General features: G+C 69.4%; 15 protein-coding genes and 1 pseudogene. 5 read left to right on the plus strand and 11 right to left on the minus strand.

Going from position 1 to position 16,842, the window contains the following annotated elements; all coding sequences use genetic code 11:
* Positions 1-121: 121 nt before the first annotated feature.
* From ACLJQ7_RS05015 to ACLJQ7_RS05025, 3 genes are all read left to right on the plus strand, one after another.
* Positions 122-934, plus strand: coding sequence for an IclR family transcriptional regulator (locus ACLJQ7_RS05015; RefSeq protein ID WP_410646950.1), 813 nt, complete (start codon positions 122-124; stop codon positions 932-934).
* Positions 935-969: 35 nt separating this feature from the next.
* Entirely contained in the window at positions 970-1,794 is an 825-nt protein-coding gene (locus ACLJQ7_RS05020) for an NAD-dependent epimerase/dehydratase family protein (protein ID WP_410646951.1), read from the plus strand.
* A gap of 133 nt (positions 1,795-1,927) precedes the next feature.
* Entirely contained in the window at positions 1,928-2,404 is a 477-nt protein-coding gene (locus tag ACLJQ7_RS05025) for a hypothetical protein (RefSeq protein ID WP_410646952.1), read from the plus strand.
* Positions 2,405-2,419: 15 nt separating this feature from the next.
* Here ACLJQ7_RS05025 and ACLJQ7_RS05030 read toward each other — a convergent pair whose 3' ends face one another.
* The gene (locus tag ACLJQ7_RS05030; protein ID WP_410646953.1) at positions 2,420-2,662 is read right to left on the minus strand and encodes a hypothetical protein; all 243 of its coding nucleotides are present in this window, start codon (positions 2,660-2,662) and stop codon (positions 2,420-2,422) included.
* Positions 2,663-2,898: 236 nt separating this feature from the next.
* On the opposite strand from ACLJQ7_RS05030, the gene ACLJQ7_RS05035 reads away from it, so the two are divergent.
* Both ACLJQ7_RS05035 and ACLJQ7_RS05040 read left to right on the plus strand, forming a co-directional pair.
* Positions 2,899-4,347: an amidase gene (locus tag ACLJQ7_RS05035; protein WP_410646954.1), complete on the plus strand. Its 1,449-nt coding sequence runs from the start codon at positions 2,899-2,901 to the stop codon at positions 4,345-4,347.
* 10 nt (positions 4,348-4,357) lie between these two features.
* Positions 4,358-4,900 (plus strand): GNAT family N-acetyltransferase, encoded by a 543-nt coding sequence (locus ACLJQ7_RS05040; RefSeq protein WP_410646955.1) that lies wholly within the window; start codon positions 4,358-4,360, stop codon positions 4,898-4,900.
* Positions 4,901-5,034: 134 nt separating this feature from the next.
* Here ACLJQ7_RS05040 and ACLJQ7_RS05045 read toward each other — a convergent pair whose 3' ends face one another.
* The 10 genes and pseudogenes from ACLJQ7_RS05045 to ACLJQ7_RS05090 all read right to left on the minus strand — a co-directional run bounded on the left by ACLJQ7_RS05045 (position 5,035) and on the right by ACLJQ7_RS05090 (position 16,768).
* Complete coding sequence (locus tag ACLJQ7_RS05045; RefSeq protein WP_410646956.1) at positions 5,035-6,003, minus strand: peptidylprolyl isomerase; 969 nt, start codon at positions 6,001-6,003, stop codon at positions 5,035-5,037.
* 60 nt (positions 6,004-6,063) lie between these two features.
* A pseudogene (locus ACLJQ7_RS05050) lies at positions 6,064-6,630 on the minus strand (glycoside hydrolase family 95-like protein); the annotation flags it as partial.
* A 26-nt stretch (positions 6,631-6,656) separates the two neighbouring features.
* The gene (locus ACLJQ7_RS05055) at positions 6,657-6,821 is read right to left on the minus strand and encodes a tyrosine-type recombinase/integrase (RefSeq protein WP_410646957.1); all 165 of its coding nucleotides are present in this window, start codon (positions 6,819-6,821) and stop codon (positions 6,657-6,659) included.
* Positions 6,800-7,405: a hypothetical protein gene (locus ACLJQ7_RS05060; protein ID WP_410646958.1), complete on the minus strand. Its 606-nt coding sequence runs from the start codon at positions 7,403-7,405 to the stop codon at positions 6,800-6,802. Before ACLJQ7_RS05060 ends, ACLJQ7_RS05055 begins: the two co-directional genes overlap by 22 nt.
* Before the next feature lie 147 nt (positions 7,406-7,552).
* Positions 7,553-8,965, minus strand: coding sequence for a M1 family metallopeptidase (locus tag ACLJQ7_RS05065; RefSeq protein WP_410646959.1), 1,413 nt, complete (start codon positions 8,963-8,965; stop codon positions 7,553-7,555).
* Positions 8,966-9,039: 74 nt separating this feature from the next.
* Entirely contained in the window at positions 9,040-12,942 is a 3,903-nt protein-coding gene (locus ACLJQ7_RS05070; protein WP_410646960.1) for a Pls/PosA family non-ribosomal peptide synthetase, read from the minus strand.
* A gap of 260 nt (positions 12,943-13,202) precedes the next feature.
* On the minus strand, positions 13,203-14,723 hold the full coding sequence (der, locus tag ACLJQ7_RS05075; RefSeq protein WP_410646961.1) for a ribosome biogenesis GTPase Der: 1,521 nt from the start codon (positions 14,721-14,723) through the stop codon (positions 13,203-13,205).
* A gap of 4 nt (positions 14,724-14,727) precedes the next feature.
* Positions 14,728-15,396 carry a lysophospholipid acyltransferase family protein gene (locus ACLJQ7_RS05080; RefSeq protein ID WP_410646962.1) on the minus strand — a complete coding sequence of 223 codons (669 nt, stop codon included), beginning with the start codon at positions 15,394-15,396 and terminating at the stop codon, positions 14,728-14,730.
* Entirely contained in the window at positions 15,393-16,097 is a 705-nt protein-coding gene (cmk, locus tag ACLJQ7_RS05085; protein ID WP_410647013.1) for a (d)CMP kinase, read from the minus strand. The genes ACLJQ7_RS05080 and cmk overlap by 4 nt, the downstream gene beginning before the upstream one ends.
* A 92-nt stretch (positions 16,098-16,189) precedes the next feature.
* Entirely contained in the window at positions 16,190-16,768 is a 579-nt protein-coding gene (locus ACLJQ7_RS05090) for a TetR/AcrR family transcriptional regulator (RefSeq protein ID WP_410646963.1), read from the minus strand.
* Between the last annotated feature and the right edge of the window lie 74 nt (positions 16,769-16,842).

A 16,842-nucleotide genomic window follows, 5' to 3' on the forward strand; every position in this document is an offset into this window, starting at 1 on the left:
GGTCAACTGTTCACATTCATGAACGGAGTCTGTTATAGTGATTATGTTCATCCATAAGAACGCTGTTCGGGACGCTAATATGGCCGGAGTCACAAGTCAACGGCCGGATGGAGGAGCACGGATGCCACCGCAGGAAGCCGCTGTCACCGTGGCGAACGGCGCGCCCGCCGCCGAACCCGCCGGGGTCAAATCGGCCCGGCGGGCGATCGACCTCATCGAGACCTTCGCCGCGAACGACGTGTGGCTTTCGCTGTCGGATCTCCACGCGCGGACCGGGTTTCCCAGGTCGAGCCTGCACGGCCTGCTCCGCACCCTGCTCGAAGCGGGCTGGCTGGAAGTGGACACCAACACCGCCCGCTACCGCCTCGGCGTCCGCGCGCTGATCTGCGGCACGGCCTATCTGGACCGCGACCCGGTCGTCCCGTACGCGACCGAGGCGCTGGAGCGGATCCGGGAGAAGACCGGCTACACCGCGCATTTCGCGCGCCGCGAGGGCACCGACGTCGTCTACCTGGAGACGCGCGAGTCCCGGCACTCGACGCATCTCGTGTCTCGCGTCGGCCGCACGCTGCCCACCCACGCGACCGCGCTAGGAAAGGCGTTGCTGGCCGAACTGACGCACGACGAGATCGACGGGCTCTTGACCGGAGAGCTGTCGGCGCTCACCCCGAACACCATCACCACCGTCGAAGCGCTGCACGCCGAATGCGCGAAGACCCGCGAACGCGGCTATGCGGCGGAAATCGAGGAAGGCAGCCTCGGCGTCCGGTGCGTCGCGGCCGTGATCCCGTACCGCATCCCCGGCACCGACGCGATCAGTTGCTCCATGCCGGTCACCGAGGTCACCGACGCCGACGCCCGGCGCGTCGGCGAACTCCTCGCCGAAATCACCGCGGAACTCGGCCAGCAACTACGCCGCGCCGGCATCCGCTGATCATTCCGTTCTTCCTTCACTGACAAGGGGTTCACATGGCAGACCAGCGCGTCCTGATCACCGGCTCGGCGGGTATCGTCGGCACCCTGATGCGGCCGCGGCTGCGCCGTTCCGGCCGGGTGCTGCGGCTGCTCGACCTGGCCGCGCAGCCCGAAGCCGCGGGTGGCGAGGACATCGAGCTGATCACCGCGTCGGTGACCGACCCGGAGGCGATGGCGGAGGCTTGCGCCGGTGTCGACGCGGTGATCCACCTCGGCGGGCACAGCCGCGAGAACTCGTGGGAAGCCACCCTCGACGTCAACATCAACGGCACCCACACCGTCCTCGAAGCCGCGCGAGCCGCCGGTGTGCCGCGCGTGATCCTGGCTTCCAGCAACCACTCCGTGGGCTTCCGGCGCAACGACGAAGCAGGTGAGAACGGTCTCCCCGCCGACTCCACACCCCGGCCCGACACCTACTACGGCGTCAGCAAGGCGACCATCGAAGCACTCGGCAGCCTGTACCACTCGCGGTTCGGCATGGACGTGATCGTCATCCGGATCGGTTCCTGCTTCGAAAACCCGCTCGTCCTCGGCCCGCGCGGCCTGGCGACCTGGCTCTCCCCCGACGACGGCGCGCGGCTGTTCGAGGCCTGCCTGAGCTACCCCTCCCCCGGCTACCGGCTGATCTGGGGCGTCTCGGACAACACGCGCCGGGTCTACTCGCTCGCCGAAGCCGAGGCGCTGGGCTACAAATCGCTCGACAACGCGGAGACGTACGCGGATCAGCTGGCCGACAAGCCCGCGCCGACCGGGATCGCGGCGGAGTACATCGGCGGGCCGTTCTGCACCGCGCCGCTGGGGGCGCACAACCCGCTCTGAGCCTCACGGTTCAGGTTGGGTGGTCAAGCCCCGTTCCCAGAACCCGCCACGTGAAGCGTTGCCACCACATAGGATCACCTCGGCGCGGTCCGGACGTCACGATCTCCGGCGGGGAAAGCTGTGGAAGGCAGGTATGTCAACCTTTACGTTCGCGAGCATCGACGTCATCCCGCGGGTCTTGCAGCTCGTGGTGGGCCTGCTCGGCTTGATCTTGTCGGTCAAGGCCCGTTCCCGGGGAGTCTCCGGCCTGATGGTGGGCGCCTTCGTGCTCATGCTCGTCACGACGGCGGCGGGCATCGTCTGGCGGTTCGTGTCGGTGAACGTGCCTGCCTGGGTCTCGTCCGGCAACCTTTCCGCCGACGAGATCCAGTTGATCTTCATGGGCGTCGGCATCCCGCTCGACGCCGTCGCGCTGCTTTCCTGGCTCCTGGTCGCCATCGCGGTCGCCAAGAGCGGCCATCCGCCCCGGCACCAGGCCGGCTTCGCGCCGAACACGGGACCGGTCAACTACCCGATGGGGACACAGCCGGGTTTCCAGTCGCCGCAGGCTGGCTACCCCCAGCCAGGCCAGCCACAGTCCAACCCGCCGACTCAGCAGCCGCCGAACTGAGACCCACGTACGCGATCAGGCCCGTTCGATCCCGAACCGGGCCTGATCGCGTGTTTCCCAGTGCCTCGCTACGACGTCCTTCTGGACGCCATACCTCCCCCAGGCGCGGCAACTGACGCGGGCGGCCCCCATGCTGACACCGTCCACGAACCAGTAGCGGGAGTGCGCCCAGTGCCATTGCCCCTTCTTCGCCTCGACGGGGACGACGCCATCGCTCGGCGCGCCAGCCGTCCCGGCCATCGCCGGAGCGGTCACCACACGGGCTCCAACCCTTTTCGCTGGAGCGAAAAGGTCAGAAGCGCAACCAAGCGGACAATGCGCATTGAGATATCCGTCCCGTTGCACAAAGCGGCATTCCATGGCTCGCACGAGCGGAGTCACCCACTTTCAGCACCGTGACCTGCGCCGATCCCCGAACGAGTCCACGAAGGACTCTTTCTGTTGCCTGACTCGGAATTTCGTGCCCCCAGGAGCACGTCGATAGCTTCGAATTCATGGAATCAAGCTTTCAGACGGCCGAAGAAATCATTGCCGCTTTACGCGCCGGTGCGGTGACATCGGCGGAACTCACCGACGAGGCGATCGCCCGCATCGAGCGCGAAGACGAGGTGCTCAACGCGATCTGCGTGCCGGACTTCGATCGCGCGCGGGCCGCCGCGCACGGTGCCGACCGGGCACGCGCGCGTGGTGAGGACCGGCCGCTGCTCGGCGTCCCGGTGACGGTCAAGGAGTCGTACGACATGGCCGGGCTGCCCACGACGTGGGGCATGCCGGCGCACCGGGACTACATGCCCGTCGAGGACGCGGTTCAGGTGGCGCGGCTCAAGGCCGCGGGTGCGGTGGTGCTCGGCAAGACCAATGTGCCGTTGGGGCTACAGGACATCCAGAGCTTCAACGACATCTACGGCACCACCGTCAACCCGTGGGAGCACGGTCGGACGCCGGGCGGGTCCTCCGGCGGATCGGCGGCGGCATTGGCGTCCGGGTTCGGCGCGCTGTCCATCGGCTCCGACCTCGCCGGATCGCTGCGCACCCCTGCGCATTTTTGTGGCGTCTACGCGCACAAGCCGACACTCGGACTGGCGGCGACCCGCGGCATGGTCCCGCCGACCGAGCCTGCCTTGCCGGTCGACCTCGACCTCGCCGTCGCCGGTCCGATGGCACGCACCGCCCGCGACCTCACCCTCCTGCTCGACGTCATGGCCGGGCCGGATCCGCTGACGCTCGGCAAGGCGCACAACGTGACGCTGCCGCCCGCACGCCACGAGCGCCTCGGCGAATTCCGCGTCCTGGTCCTCGACGACCATCCGCTCATCCCGACCGGTTCCGCTGTGCGGGCGGGCGTGCACCGAGTGGCCGCCGCGCTCGCCGACAACGGCGTCCGCGTCGAACGGCACACTCCGCTGCTACCCGACCTGACCGAAGCCGCGACCCTCTACATGGAGTTGCTGATTTCGGGCTCCGTCGCGCGCTTTCCCATCGAATCGCTCGAACAGCTGCGGGCAGACGCGGACGACCAGAGCCTTGACGCCGTGCGGCTGCGCGCCATGCTGTTCAGCCATGGCGACTGGATGGAGGCGGACAAGCGCCGCGAGGTCCACCGCCACGGCTGGCGGCGGCTGTTCGCCGAGTTCGACGCCGTGCTGTGCCCGATCACGCCGACGCCCGCGTTCCCGCACGACCACCACCCCAATCCGATGGAACGGCGCATCGACATCGACGGCGTCGAGTACCCGTACTTCGACCAGCTTGTCTGGGCGGGTCTGGCCACCATGCCCGGCCTGCCTGCCACCGCCATCCCCACCGGCCTCTCCGCTGAGGGCCTGCCGGTCGGAGTGCAGCTCATCGGCCCGATGTTCGAAGACCGCACTCCCTTGCGCCTGGCTGAACTGCTCGAGCGGGAGATCGGCGGCTTCCAGGCACCGGGCGACGGGGTGCGATAGGTTGCGGCCCATGACCAAACTCGGTCACGTCGTCTGGCCACCTGCCCCGATCGAGACCGAGCGGCTCGTGCTCCGCGGGTCCGAGGCCCGTGACCGTTCGGCGTTCATTGAGCTCTTCGCCTCGCCAGAGGTGGGAACCTACATCGGCGGCGCTCGACCGCGTGACGAGCTGGAGCGCACAAGCCCCGAGATCCCGGGCAGGCGCCCCGGGCTGTTCGTCATCGAACTCGACGGATCGATGATCGGCATGATCACGCTCGATCAGCGTGACGCGGAGCGTCCGGGGCATATCCGACCGGAGGCCGGGGAAACCGAACTCGGATACCTGATCTTGCCGCAGGCGTGGGGACGCGGGTACGGCGCCGAGGCCTGCGCGGCGGCGCTCGACTGGTTCACCGACGCGCTTCCCGACGAGCCGGTGGTGCTCTGCACGCAGACCGCCAACGAAAGCTCGATGCGCCTCGCGGCGAAGCTCGGGTTCGCTGAAGTGGATCGGTTCGAGGAGTACGACGCGGAGCAGTGGTTCGGCGTCCGGTACCCGCCGTCCCGCTGAGCGCACGAAAACCCGGTCCGTGAAGTCTCCATTCAAGTACATGAAGGACCCCTTCCTTGCGTCAGGTGCAAGGAAGGGGTCCTTCATGTACTTCAGGCGGGCAAGACCACCGGCACCGAACTCGAAAGCCTCGTTCAGCCCACCGCGATCGACTGGAAAGTCACCGGGATCCGCGGCGGGCCGGTCCCGTCGCCCGGCCCCTTCGCGTCGTCCACCCCGCCGCGCGCGACCTTGTCCAGGGTCTGGAGTCCGGCGTCCGAAATGCTCCCGAACACGGTGTAGTCGGGCGGCAGTTCCGCTTCACCGAAGACCATGAAGAACTGACTGCCGCCCGAGTTCGGCGCCTGCCTCTTCGCCACGGCGAGAATGCCCCGCCCGTACCTGAGCCCGGAGAAGACTTCGTCCGGAACGGTGTATCCCGGCCCGCCCATTCCGGAACCTTCGGGGTCGCCGCATTGGAGCATCTGCAGTCCCGAGGTACCGAGCCGGTGACACGAGGTTCCGTCGAAGTAACCCTGCTGCGCCAGCGAGAGGAAGCTCGCCACCGTGCACGGCGCGAGCCCGCGGTCCAGCGTCAGCCCGACTTCGCCCGCCGTCGTCCTGAGGGTGACGGCCATCGTGCCGGACGCCGGGGCCGGGGCCGCCGCGGGCGGGTTCACCTTCTTCGGCGCCGGACCGGAGGAATCCGCCGGGAACGCGCAGTCCGTCGGATCCGCCAGCGGGGCGCTGCGCTGTGGCAGCGGAACCCTGCTCGAAGGGATGTTCACCGGACTCTGCGTCGCCGTGTCCTCGGTGCTGGACGCCGGAGCCGACGAGGAAGACGACGCGGCCGTGCTCTTGTCCTTCGAGTCCGGCAGGAAGAACCCCGGTGCCACGAAGCCGGTGATCGCGACGACGGCGACGATCACGACGAGTCCCAGCGCACCCAGCCCCACCCAGAGCACCGTCTTGTTCGACGACGACGGCGGCGGCTGTTGCGGCGCGCCGTACCAGCCCTGCTGCTGGTACGGCTGCTGCGGATAGGGCTGCTGATACTGCTGCTGGGGAGCCCCGGCGTCGGGCGCCTGGCCTTCGGGCTCACCCGGCTGCGGTGGCTGGGACATCTGTGCTCCTGTCGTCCGGAGGAAGTACAGGAACACTCTCGCGTATCGCCGCTCACGACGTCACGGCATCCCCCATGGCGTGCTGGTCCCGTTCGCCGGGACGGGCCGGATTTCGAGGTCCGGCCGGTCGCCCGCGCGGTGCACGACGGCCTCCTCCCCACGCCGCAGGTCGAGGTGGACGTCGCCGTTCGGCAGCCGCCGCCAGCGTTTCGGCCGTCCCCACCGGTCGCGGACGGTCAGCTCCCCGTCCATGTCCGTCCGCAGCACGCACGGCGCCCCCGCCTCGCTGGTGACCTTGACCCAGCGTGTCTTCCCCGCCTGCCGGGAAGCGCTGAGCAGGAACGCGCCCTCCGTGCGGAAGTCGCGCAACGCGGCGTCCGCCCATGCGGCGGGCACGGCCGGGAACAGCCGGATCACCCCGCCCCAGCTCTGCACGAGCATGTCGTGCAGAGACTGCGTGGCCGAAAGCGGCGTCTCGATCACCGGACCGGATTCCTTGTACATCGTGTTCGGCTGGATGTAGCGCCGCTGCAGTTCGCCGAGATAGAACGCCGCCATCTCACCGCGCAGCATCTACGCCGACATCGACGCGGCACCGGTGAACGTGTAGCCCTGCAACGCGCCTTCGACCGCAGATACATCCGACCTATCGGTCAGGAAGCGAGGTAGGCGCGAGTGGCTTCAGGCGACGCGTGCCCGAGCATCGCGGCGACGTCGTCGAGATCGACCCCGGCCCGGAGGAGGTTGACGGCGAAGGTCTTGCGCAGCGTTCGCGCCGACAACCCCGGCAGACCGATCAGGAATCCGAAGACGACCACGAGGCTCCCTCGTCGACACGCTCCCGAAGGCAGGCATCGAGCACCGGCCGGAGCTCAGGCGGAATCGGGACCGTACGCTGCCGCGGTCCACGGACGATGACCGCGTCGGCCGACACGTCCCGCAGAGCCAGCGCGGACAGTTCGCCGGCGCGAAGACCCGCGTAGTACAGGAGATGCAGGATCGCCGCGTCCCTGAGCGGCAACAGGTGCACCGCCGCCGATAGCATTTCACCCAGTTCGTCGTCGCTCAACGGCGACAAGGTTTCCGCCTCGAAGACCCTTCGCTCGTCCGTCATGGCGAGCTTCCCCTGGACGAGCGCGCCGAGCGTGGCTCCGGCCGACTTCTGCCACCGCTGCGGCCGGGTCTTGAGCAAACTCTCCTCGGCGATCGCGGCACCCTCGATATCCGCGGAGCCACGCGCACCGTTGAGCACTTGCTGCTCACGATGCCGGTTCGCCCGGTTCACCCGCCGCTTGTGGCGCGGAATGTTCTTGCGCGAGGACTTGTCGTTCTCGCCGTAGCGGTTGCGGCGATCCTTGGCGTAGCTCAGCCGCTTCTTCTCCTGCGGACTCTTTCTTCCCATCGCCCCTCCCCAGGCATCGACAGGGCGACTGTAGCGAGGTGCCGTGATCGCGAACCACCGATTTACCGGCAGGCCGGCCAGCGCGTCGATCTCCGCGACCGACCGCGCGCCTCACTCCGGGCAGCAGGCGCTGCCCGGGCACGCGAGTCAGACGGGCGGCAGAGGGGGCAGCGCCGGAGCGTCCAGCCAGGCGTCGAAGAACCCCGCCAGCGACCGGCCGGCAAAGCGTTCGGCAAGCGCCACAAAAGCCGCGGTGGTCACCAGACCGTGCCGGTTCTCCACCGCCCAAGCCTTCACCAGCTGGAAGAACACCGCGTCACCGACGGTACAACGCAAGGCGTGCAACAGAAGGCCGCCGCGTTTGTACACGCGCTCGTCGAACATCCGTGCCACGCCGGGGTCGGAGAGCCGCAGGTCCGCGGGCTTCACCTTCATCAGCGCGTGCCAGGTCTTCGCCCACTCATGCGCACTCTGCCCGCCGGATTCCTCGGACCAGAGCCATTCCGCGTAGGTCGCGAAGCCTTCGTTCAGCCAGATGTGCCGCCAGTCCGCGACGGTCAGGCTGTTGCCGAACCACTGATGCGCCAGTTCGTGCACGACGAGCCGCTCGTGGGTGCGCCGCCCGTCGACGTGGTTGGCGCCGAAGATCGACATGCCCTGCGCCTCGATCGGGTCGTCGAGGTCGTCGTCGGTGACGACGACGACATACTCGCCGAAGGGGTACGGCCCGAACAGACGTTGCAGCGAGTCCATGATCCGGCCCTGCCGCCCGAAATCACGCGCGAACGGCCGGCGCAGGCGCGGCGGCACGGCGGCCCGTTGCGGGACGGAGGTGACCACGGAGCCGCCGTCGAGGTTGATCCGGAACGCCTCGACGGAGGGTTGCGAGAACCAGCCCGGCTGGGGACCGGAGACCAGTTCGACGTCGTCGTACCGTCCTATTTGGACGCTCATCAGGTACGTCGGCGTCGGCTCGGGCCGTTCGAAGACCCATTTCGTGGTGCTCGCGCGTTCGTGTCTCGCCACCAGGTTCCCGGTGACGGCGACGAGATACGGCGACGATGTCGTCAGCGCGACCCGATAGGCCGCCTTGTCCGAGGGGTGGTCGTTGCACGGGAACCACGACGGCGCCCCGACCGGCTGGCTCGCGACGAGCGAACCGTCGGTCAGTTCGTCCCAGCCGATGTCGCCCCACAGCCCGGGAAGCGGCCGCGGATTGCCGACGTAGTGGACCTCGACCACGAACTCGCTGCCGAGCGCCAGCGACTTCGCCGGCTTCACCTGCAACTTGTGCGCGCGCCGCGTGTACTTGGCCGGTTTCCCGTTGACCAGCACGCGATTGATCCGGAACTCACCGAAGTCCAGCGTGAACCGCGACAGCGCCTGCGTCGCCTCCGCGGTGATGGCCGCGGAGGCCGACAGCCGGTTGGGACCGATCTTGTAGTCCAGCTCCAGATCGTAGTGCCGGACGCGGTAACCGCCGTTACCGTGACGGGGCAGATAGGAGTCGCCGGAGGTGTCCGCGCCGGGAGAGGGCAGCACGGAGTCCTTCGAAATCACCCGCGAAAGACCCCGCTTCCCATCATGTCCGTCGGTTCACCCGTACGGTCACACCTCAGCTCCGCCAACAGTCCCTACTTCGTCCAGGCCGAGATGGGATTGCCCAGCCAGCGCGAATCGGCGGGAACCGCGTCGCCCCGGGTCACCAGTGAACCCGGTCCGACGGTCGTCCGCGCGCCGATGCTCGCGCCAGGCAGCACGATACCGTGCGGCCCGAGCGTCGCTCCCTCGTCCAGGGTCACCGGCGACATCGTCATGATCCGGTCGTGGAACAGGTGCGTCTGCACGACACAACCGCGGTTGATCGTCGCGCCGTCGCCGAGGCTGACCAGGTCCGACTCGGGCAGCCAGTACGTCTCCAGCCACACACCCCGGCCGATCTTGACACCCATGGTCCGCAGCCACGCCGGCAGCAGCGGCGTGCCGCCGAGCGAACCGATCAGCCACGGCACGGCGAGCGCCTCGACGAAGGTGTCGGCGAGTTCGTTGCGCCAGACGAACGAGCTCCACAGCGGGTGGTCGACCGCGCGGAACCGGCCGACCAGCAGCCACTTCATCGCGGTGGCGGTCAGCGCGGCGACGGCACCGGCGGCGAGCAGCAGCGGTCCGCCGAGCAGCACCGCGATCACGAAACCGAAGGACGACGCGAGCGCGAAGATCCCGGCGGCCACCAGCACGGTCAGCGCGACACCGCACATCACCGGCACGATGCGGCACAGTTCGACGAGCGCACGCGCCGCCTTCAGCCGCAGCGGCGGGGTGTACGTGCGGCTCGTGTCGGACTCGCCGACCGACCGGCGGACCGGCAGCGGCGGCATCCCGAGGTACGACGAGCCCTTCTTCGCCTTGAGCGGCGCGGACGACAGCACGCCGACGAGACCGCGTTTCGGCACCGAACGGCCCGGCGCGGCCATCCCCGAGTTGCCGAGGAACGCCTGCTTGCCGATCCGCGCCGGGGCGACGTGCAGCCAGCCGTGGCCGAGTTCGTAGGTGGCGACCATGGTGTCGTCCGCGAGGAACGCGCCGCTGTCCACCTGGGTCATCTTCGGCAGCGCGAGGACGGTGGACGCCTCGACGTTGCGGCCGACCTTCGCCCCGAGCATCCGGAGCCACACCGGGGTGAACAGGCTGGCGTACAGGGGGAACAGGCCTTCCCGCGCCATGCCCATCAGCCGTTCGGTCGCCCAGACCTGCCATGCGACGCGGCCGTGCACGGGGTGGTAACCCTCGACCATGCCGATGCTCAGCGAACGGACGCCGACGAGCACGAGCAAGGCGTAGGACAGGAAGTACGCGATGGTCGCGAGCGGCGTGAACAGCAGCGCCTGGCCGAGCGCGGCGCCCAGCGAAGTCGTCCCGGCGATCGCGTAGCCGAGCACCGCGACGGCGGGCAGGGCGGCGACAGCGGGCAGAAGACCGAGAGCGACCGAGGTCGCGCCGTAGACCGAAGCCCAGCACCGCGAACGCGGCGGGCGGCTCGACGGCCAATTCAGCGAGTCCTTGGTGGCACGGGCGGCGGGGGCACCGGCCCAGCGCTGCCCGGCGGGCACACTGCCGCGGACGGTCGACCCGGCCGCGATCTCCGCGCCCTTGCCGATCCGGGCGCCGGGGAACAGCGTGCTGCGCGCGCCGATCCGCGCGTCGGCGCCGATGCGGATCTTGCCGATGTGCACGAGATCGCCGTCCACCCAGTGCCCGGTCAGGTCGACCTCGGGTTCGATGGCGGCACCACGGCCGAGTTTCAGCATGCCGGTGACCGGCGGCGGGGAATGCAGGTCGACGTCCTTGGCGATCCGCGCGCCGAGTGCCCTGGCGTAGGTAGTCATCCAGGAAGCACCGGCGACGCTGTCCGCGCCGCTGAACTCGGCGAGCTTCTCGGCCGCCCACAGTCGCAAGTGGACACTCCCGCCACGCGGGTAGCTACCGGGACGGACCCCGCGCAGCAGCAGCCGCGAGCCGGTCGCCGAGATCGCGATCCGGCCGGCGGGGCTGAACAGCACGATCCACGCGACGGCGATCCACACCCAGCTCAGCGTCGGCGCCCAGGCGAAACCGGCCAGCGACAGCACGTTCGACAGCGTCGCGGCGATGGCCGTCCACCGGAGGCCGACCAGGCCCATCAGCGGGATCATGAGCAACGACTGGATGACGCCCGCCTTGCGCGGGGTGGGCGCGATGTCACGGCGTTCGGTCTTCTCGCCGCTCAGCGCGTCCAGCAGCGACGCGAGCGCGCCGAGCTTCGGGTTGGCGTAGATGTCGCTCACCGACACCTGCGGGTGCCGGGTCCGGATCCGCGCGATCAACTGCGCGGCGGTCAGGCTTCCGCCGCCGTTGGTGAAGAAGTCGGCCTTCGGGTTGTCGACCGAGACGCCGAGGATCTCCGCCCAGCCTTCGGCGAGCCAGCTCTCCGTCGGCGACAGGCCGGACTTCGCGGCGTCCACAGTGGACAGCGGCCAGGGCAGCGCGTTGCGGTCGACCTTGCCGGAGGTGCGCGTCGGCAGATCGCCGATCAGGGCCAGGAGCGGGACGAGCGCGGCGGGCAGCTGCTCACGCAGCCTGGTCGCGGCTTCGTCGTGGTCGAACTCGACCCCTTCGGCGGGCACGACGTACCCGACGAGCACCTGGTTTCCCGCCTTGGTGCGACGGACCGCGGCAGCGGCGCCCTGCACTCCGGGAAGCGCCTGGAGCGCCGCGTCGACCTCGCCGAGTTCGATCCGGCGGCCGCCGAGTTTGACCTGCTCGTCGAGACGGCCGAGGAACAGCAGGCCCTCGGCTTCGGCGCGGACCATGTCACCGCTGCGGTACGCGCGGCGCCAGCCCAGCGAGGGCAGGGGCGCGAACTTCTCGGCGTCCTTCTCCGGGTCCAGGTAGCGGGCCAGGCCGACGCCGCCGATGACCAGCTCGCCGGTCTCCCCCATCGCGACCGGCTCACCCGCCTCGTTGACGACGGCGAGCTGCCAGCCCACCAGCGGAAGGCCGATGCGGACCGGACCTTCGCCGGTCATCTGCGCGGCGCAGGCGACGACGGTGGCCTCGGTCGGACCGTAGGTGTTCCAGACTTCGCGGCCTTCGACGGCGACGCGTTCGGCCAGCTCCGGCGGGCACGCTTCGCCACCGAAGATCAGCAGGCGGACGTCTTCCAGCGCGTCGGCGGGCCACAGCGCGGCCAGCGTCGGCACGGTCGAGACGACGGTGATGCCCTGCGCGACCAGCCACGGGCCGAGGTCGACGCCGGTGCGCACGAGCGAACGCGGCGCCGGCACCAGGCAGGCGCCGTGACGCCAGGCGAGCCACATCTCTTCGCACGACGCGTCGAACGCGACGGACAGCCCGGCGAGCACGCGGTCGCCGGGGCCGATCGGTTCCTCGGTGAGGAACAGCTGCGCTTCGGCGTCGACGAACGCGGCGGCCGAGGCGTGCGAGACCGCGACGCCCTTCGGCTTACCGGTCGAACCGGAGGTGAAGATGATCCAGGCGTCGTCGGTCGGCGCGGGCGAGCCCTCGATGCCGCTCGGCGAGCCGACGACGGTGATCGCGCCGCCATCGGTGACGACGGCGGCGACCTCGGCCTCGCCGAACACCAGTTCCGCGCGCTCGTCCGGGTCGTCCGCGTCGACCGGCACGTAGGCGGCGCCGACCGACAGGACGGCGAGGATCGCGACGTAGAGTTCCGCGGTGCCGGAGGAGATCCGGACGCCGACCCGGTCGCCGACGCCGACCCCGTTGGCGGTCAGCTTGCGGCCGTAGGCGTCGATCTCCTCGACGAGCTTGCGGTAGGACAGCGTGGTCTCACCGTCGTCGATCGCGCCCGCGTTGGGGTGGCGGGCGGCGGTCTCGGCGAGGATGTCGAGCAGGGTGCGCTCACCGGCTCCGAGGCCGGACCAGAACAGGGCCCGGTCGGCGACGGGGGCGGGCGAGGGAGCGACGGTGACGTCGGCGACACAGGCGATCGGCCGGGAATCGGCGGTCAGTGTCATCGGGCGGTCACCACGGGCAGGACAGAGCTGGCCAGAAAAGAACCATGGGCGCTCAAGCCCATCACACACCTTTCGCGAAGTGCGTCATTCGGGCTCGCTCTCCGAATGAGGCGCCCGCTAGCAGACCTATGACTTTACCGCAGGTGAACGACATATCTCGGGAGGATCTCGACAGAGTGTCGAAGCTCACCGGCGGACACGCCGAAACCCGAGGTCATCGGCGTGTCCACCCAGTGAACTATTCACCTACATCGTGAGAATCAGCGCGCTTTCGGTTTACCCGCTGATTTCCCGGCCGCTTTTCCGCCCGCCTTGGGCCGCTGCTTCTTTTCCCGTACTCGGACATTCACCCGGACGGGTGTGCCGTCGAAACCGAACCGCTCACGGAACTTCCGTTCGATGAACCGCCGATAACCCGCCTCGAGGAAGCCGGTGGTGAACAGGACCAGCGTCGGCGGCCGGATACCGGCCTGGGTCGCGAACAGCACCTTCGGCTGCTTGCCACCGCGCACCGGCGGCGGGGTCGCGGCGATGAGATCGGCGAGCCAGCCGTTCAGCTGACCGGTGGGAACCCGCTGGTCCCAGGACTTCAACGCGGTCCGCAGCGCGGGCGCGAGCTTGCGCACGGACCGGCCGGTGAGCGCGGAGATGTTGACCTTGTCCGCCCACGGCACCCGCACCAGGCCGCGGTCCAGTTCACGGACCATGGCGTGGCGGCGGTCCTCGTCGACGAGGTCCCACTTGTTGAAGGCGAGCACGCAGGCGCGGCCTGCCTCGACGACCATGGTCAGCACCCGCAGGTCCTGCTCGGAGAGCGGTTCCGCGGCGTCCAGCAGCACGATCGCCACCTCGGCCGCGTCGATCGCGGTCTTGGTCCGCAGCGAGGCGTAGTACTCCGCGCCGTTGGCCGAGTTGACCCGCTTGCGCAGACCCGCCGTGTCGACGAACCGCCAGGTCTCACCGTCCAGCTCGACCAGCGAGTCGACCGGGTCGACGGTGGTGCCGGCGACCGAGTCCACGACGGACCGCTCCTCGCCGGACAGCTTGTTGAGCAGGCTCGACTTGCCCACGTTCGGCTTGCCGACCAGCGCGACCCGGCGCGGGCCGGTGGTCGCGCGGTCACCGTCGCGCGGCATCTCCGGCAGCGCCTTGACGATGGCGTCGAGCAGGTCACCCGAGCTGCGCCCGTGCAGCGCGCTGACCGGGTACGGCTCGCCGAGGCCGAGCGACCACAGCGACGCGGTGTCGGCGAGCAGACGGTCGTCGTCGACCTTGTTGGCGGCGAGCAGCACCGGCTTCTTCGAGCGGCGCAGCACCTTGGAGACGGCCTCGTCGGTGGCCGTCGCGCCGACGCTGGCGTCGATGACCAGCAGCACCGCGTCGGCGGTGGCCATCGCCATCTCGGCCTGCGCGGCGACGGAGGCCTGGAGCCCGGTCGCGTCCGGCTCCCAGCCGCCCGTGTCCACCAGCGTGAACCGGCGGCCCGCCCAGAAGGCGTCGTAGGCGACGCGGTCCCTGGTCACGCCGGGAACGTCCTGCACGACCGCCTCGCGGCGGCCGAGGATGCGGTTGACCAGGGTCGATTTGCCCACGTTCGGCCTGCCGACGACGGCGAGGACCGGCTGCGCGAGCTGCGCCTCCTCCTCGGCCTCACCCGCGGCGATCTGCGCGTCGAGCGCGGTGAATTCGGACTCGTCGGACCAGGAGCCGTCGATCTCGCCGACGCCGTCGAGCCCCGCCGACGTACTTCCCCCCGCGGAGGCGGAGTCAAAACCTGTCATGTACTCAATCCTGTCGCGTGTCTCGGAGCCCGTGCTCCAAGCGCCATTCGTCCAGTGCCTTCACGAGGTCCGCGAGCGCGATGCGAAGCCGCTCGGTTCCCTCCTCCAGCCCTGTCCTTCCCTTCCCGATCGCGGGAGTGAAAGGTTCGCCGACCATGATGTCGACACGTGGCCGCCAACGCCTCTTGGCGCCGGCGGGTTTGTACGTCCCCCGAGTGGCGACCGGAACCACGGTCGCGTTCCCGGCGCGGACCAAAAAGGCCGCGCCGCGCTCGAAGTTTTCGGCGTCACCGAGGCCGCGGGTGCCTTCGGGGAAGATCCCCACCGCACCGCCGTCCTCGAGCACCTTGACCGCCATCATCAGCGGTTTGCGGTCCACCGCACCCCGTTTCACCGGGATCTGGCCCAGTTTCGGGAAGAACCAGCCGACGAACCCCCGGAAGAGTTCCTCCTTGACCAGGAACGCCGTGCGGCGCGACAACATTCCGAACAGCAGCTGCGGTTCCACCATCGAGCTGTGGTTGGCGATGAACACCACCGGACCCGACGCGGGCACCCGCTCGCCACCGTGGACCCGGACCCGGAAAGCGGGCCGGACGATGAACTTCGAGATCCCCCGGCCGAAAGTGTGGAACGAGCCGATCGCGCCTTCGGGCAGTCCTTTCGCGCTCACCGGGCGGCCTCGGCGGGGCACCCTTCGAGGAGCCCGCGGTGCAGTGCCAGTTCCGCCAGCGCGACGATCACCTGGTCGATGTTGAGCGCCGAGGTGTCCACCTCGACGGCGTCCTCGGCCGCGCGCAGGGGCGAAGCAGCCCGCGTCGAGTCGAGGTGGTCGCGCCGTTCCACGGCCGCCTTCGCGACATCCACGGTGGACTCGCGACCGGCCGCGGAGTCCTGCGCGCTGCGCCGCGCGGCGCGGACCTCGGCCGAGGCGGTGAGGAAGATCTTGAGCGGAGCGTCCGGCGAGACGACGGTGCCGATGTCGCGGCCTTCGACCACGATGCCGCCGACGCTGCCGAGGACCTCGCCGATGATCTCGCGCTGCCGGGTGACCAGCAGTTCACGGACCGCCGGGACGGCCGAAACCGGCGACACCGCGGTGGTGACGTCCGCGCCGCGGATCTCGGCGGCGACGTCCTCGCCCGCCAGGGTCACGATCGCCTCGCCGGGGCTGGTCCCGATTCCGAATTCGGCCTTCCGGGCGACGTCGGCGATCGCGTCCGCGTCGGTCAGGTCGGTGCCGGCGCGGAGGACGGCGAGGGTGACCATGCGGTACATCGCGCCCGTGTCGAGGTAACCGGCGCCGAGCTTCGTCGCGAGCTTCCGCGAAACCGTGGATTTCCCGGTTCCGGACGGGCCGTCCATCGCGACCACACCACGCAGGGCTCCCGTCACCGAAACTCTCCTCAGCTCTTTCGTCGCTCACCTGATCGATGACCATTCTGCCTGGTGGCACGCGACACGCCTCAGCCGCCCACGGCGAACCGGTCGACGAGCATGCCGATCCGTTCCGGGCGCGCTTCCGCCGGGAGGCGTCGGCTGCGCTCGAGCGTGACCAGGCCGTGCAAAGCCGCCCAGAAGGTCTCGGTGTAGATGCCGGGGTCGTATCCGCCGGAGACCGGGCCCACGACTTCGAGCAGCGCGCCGAACGCGTCCTTGAGCGGCTCCGGACTGTCCGGGCTGGCGAAGCTCAGTTCACTGGCGAGGGTGAAGATCGCGTCGTAGAGCGCGGGTTTGCGGTCGGCGAAGTCGAAGTAGTTCTCGGCCAAGCGCAGCAGCGCCTCCCGCGAGCCCTCCGCCGTCCTGGCGCCCTTCCGCATGTCGGCGGCCATTTCGGTGCAGCCTTCGAGCGCCGCGGCCGCCATGATCGCCCCTTTGCCGGAGAAATGGCTGTAGAGCACGGGCTGGCTGTACTCGATCTTCGCCGCGAGCCGCCGGGTGGTGACCGCGTCCCAGCCCTCTGCTTCGGCGATCTCACGGGCGGTGGTGACGATCAGCTGTTCGCGTTGCGAGCGGTCCCGCTCGCGCCGGGGATTGGTGACCATACGCACATACTAGCACCGCTAGACAAGCTAGCACTGCTAGCGCTAATGTCCGTCTCATTCCTAGCACTGCTAGC

This window comes from Amycolatopsis sp. cmx-4-54 (assembly GCF_046548895.1).
Lineage (GTDB): Bacteria > Actinomycetota > Actinomycetes > Mycobacteriales > Pseudonocardiaceae > Amycolatopsis.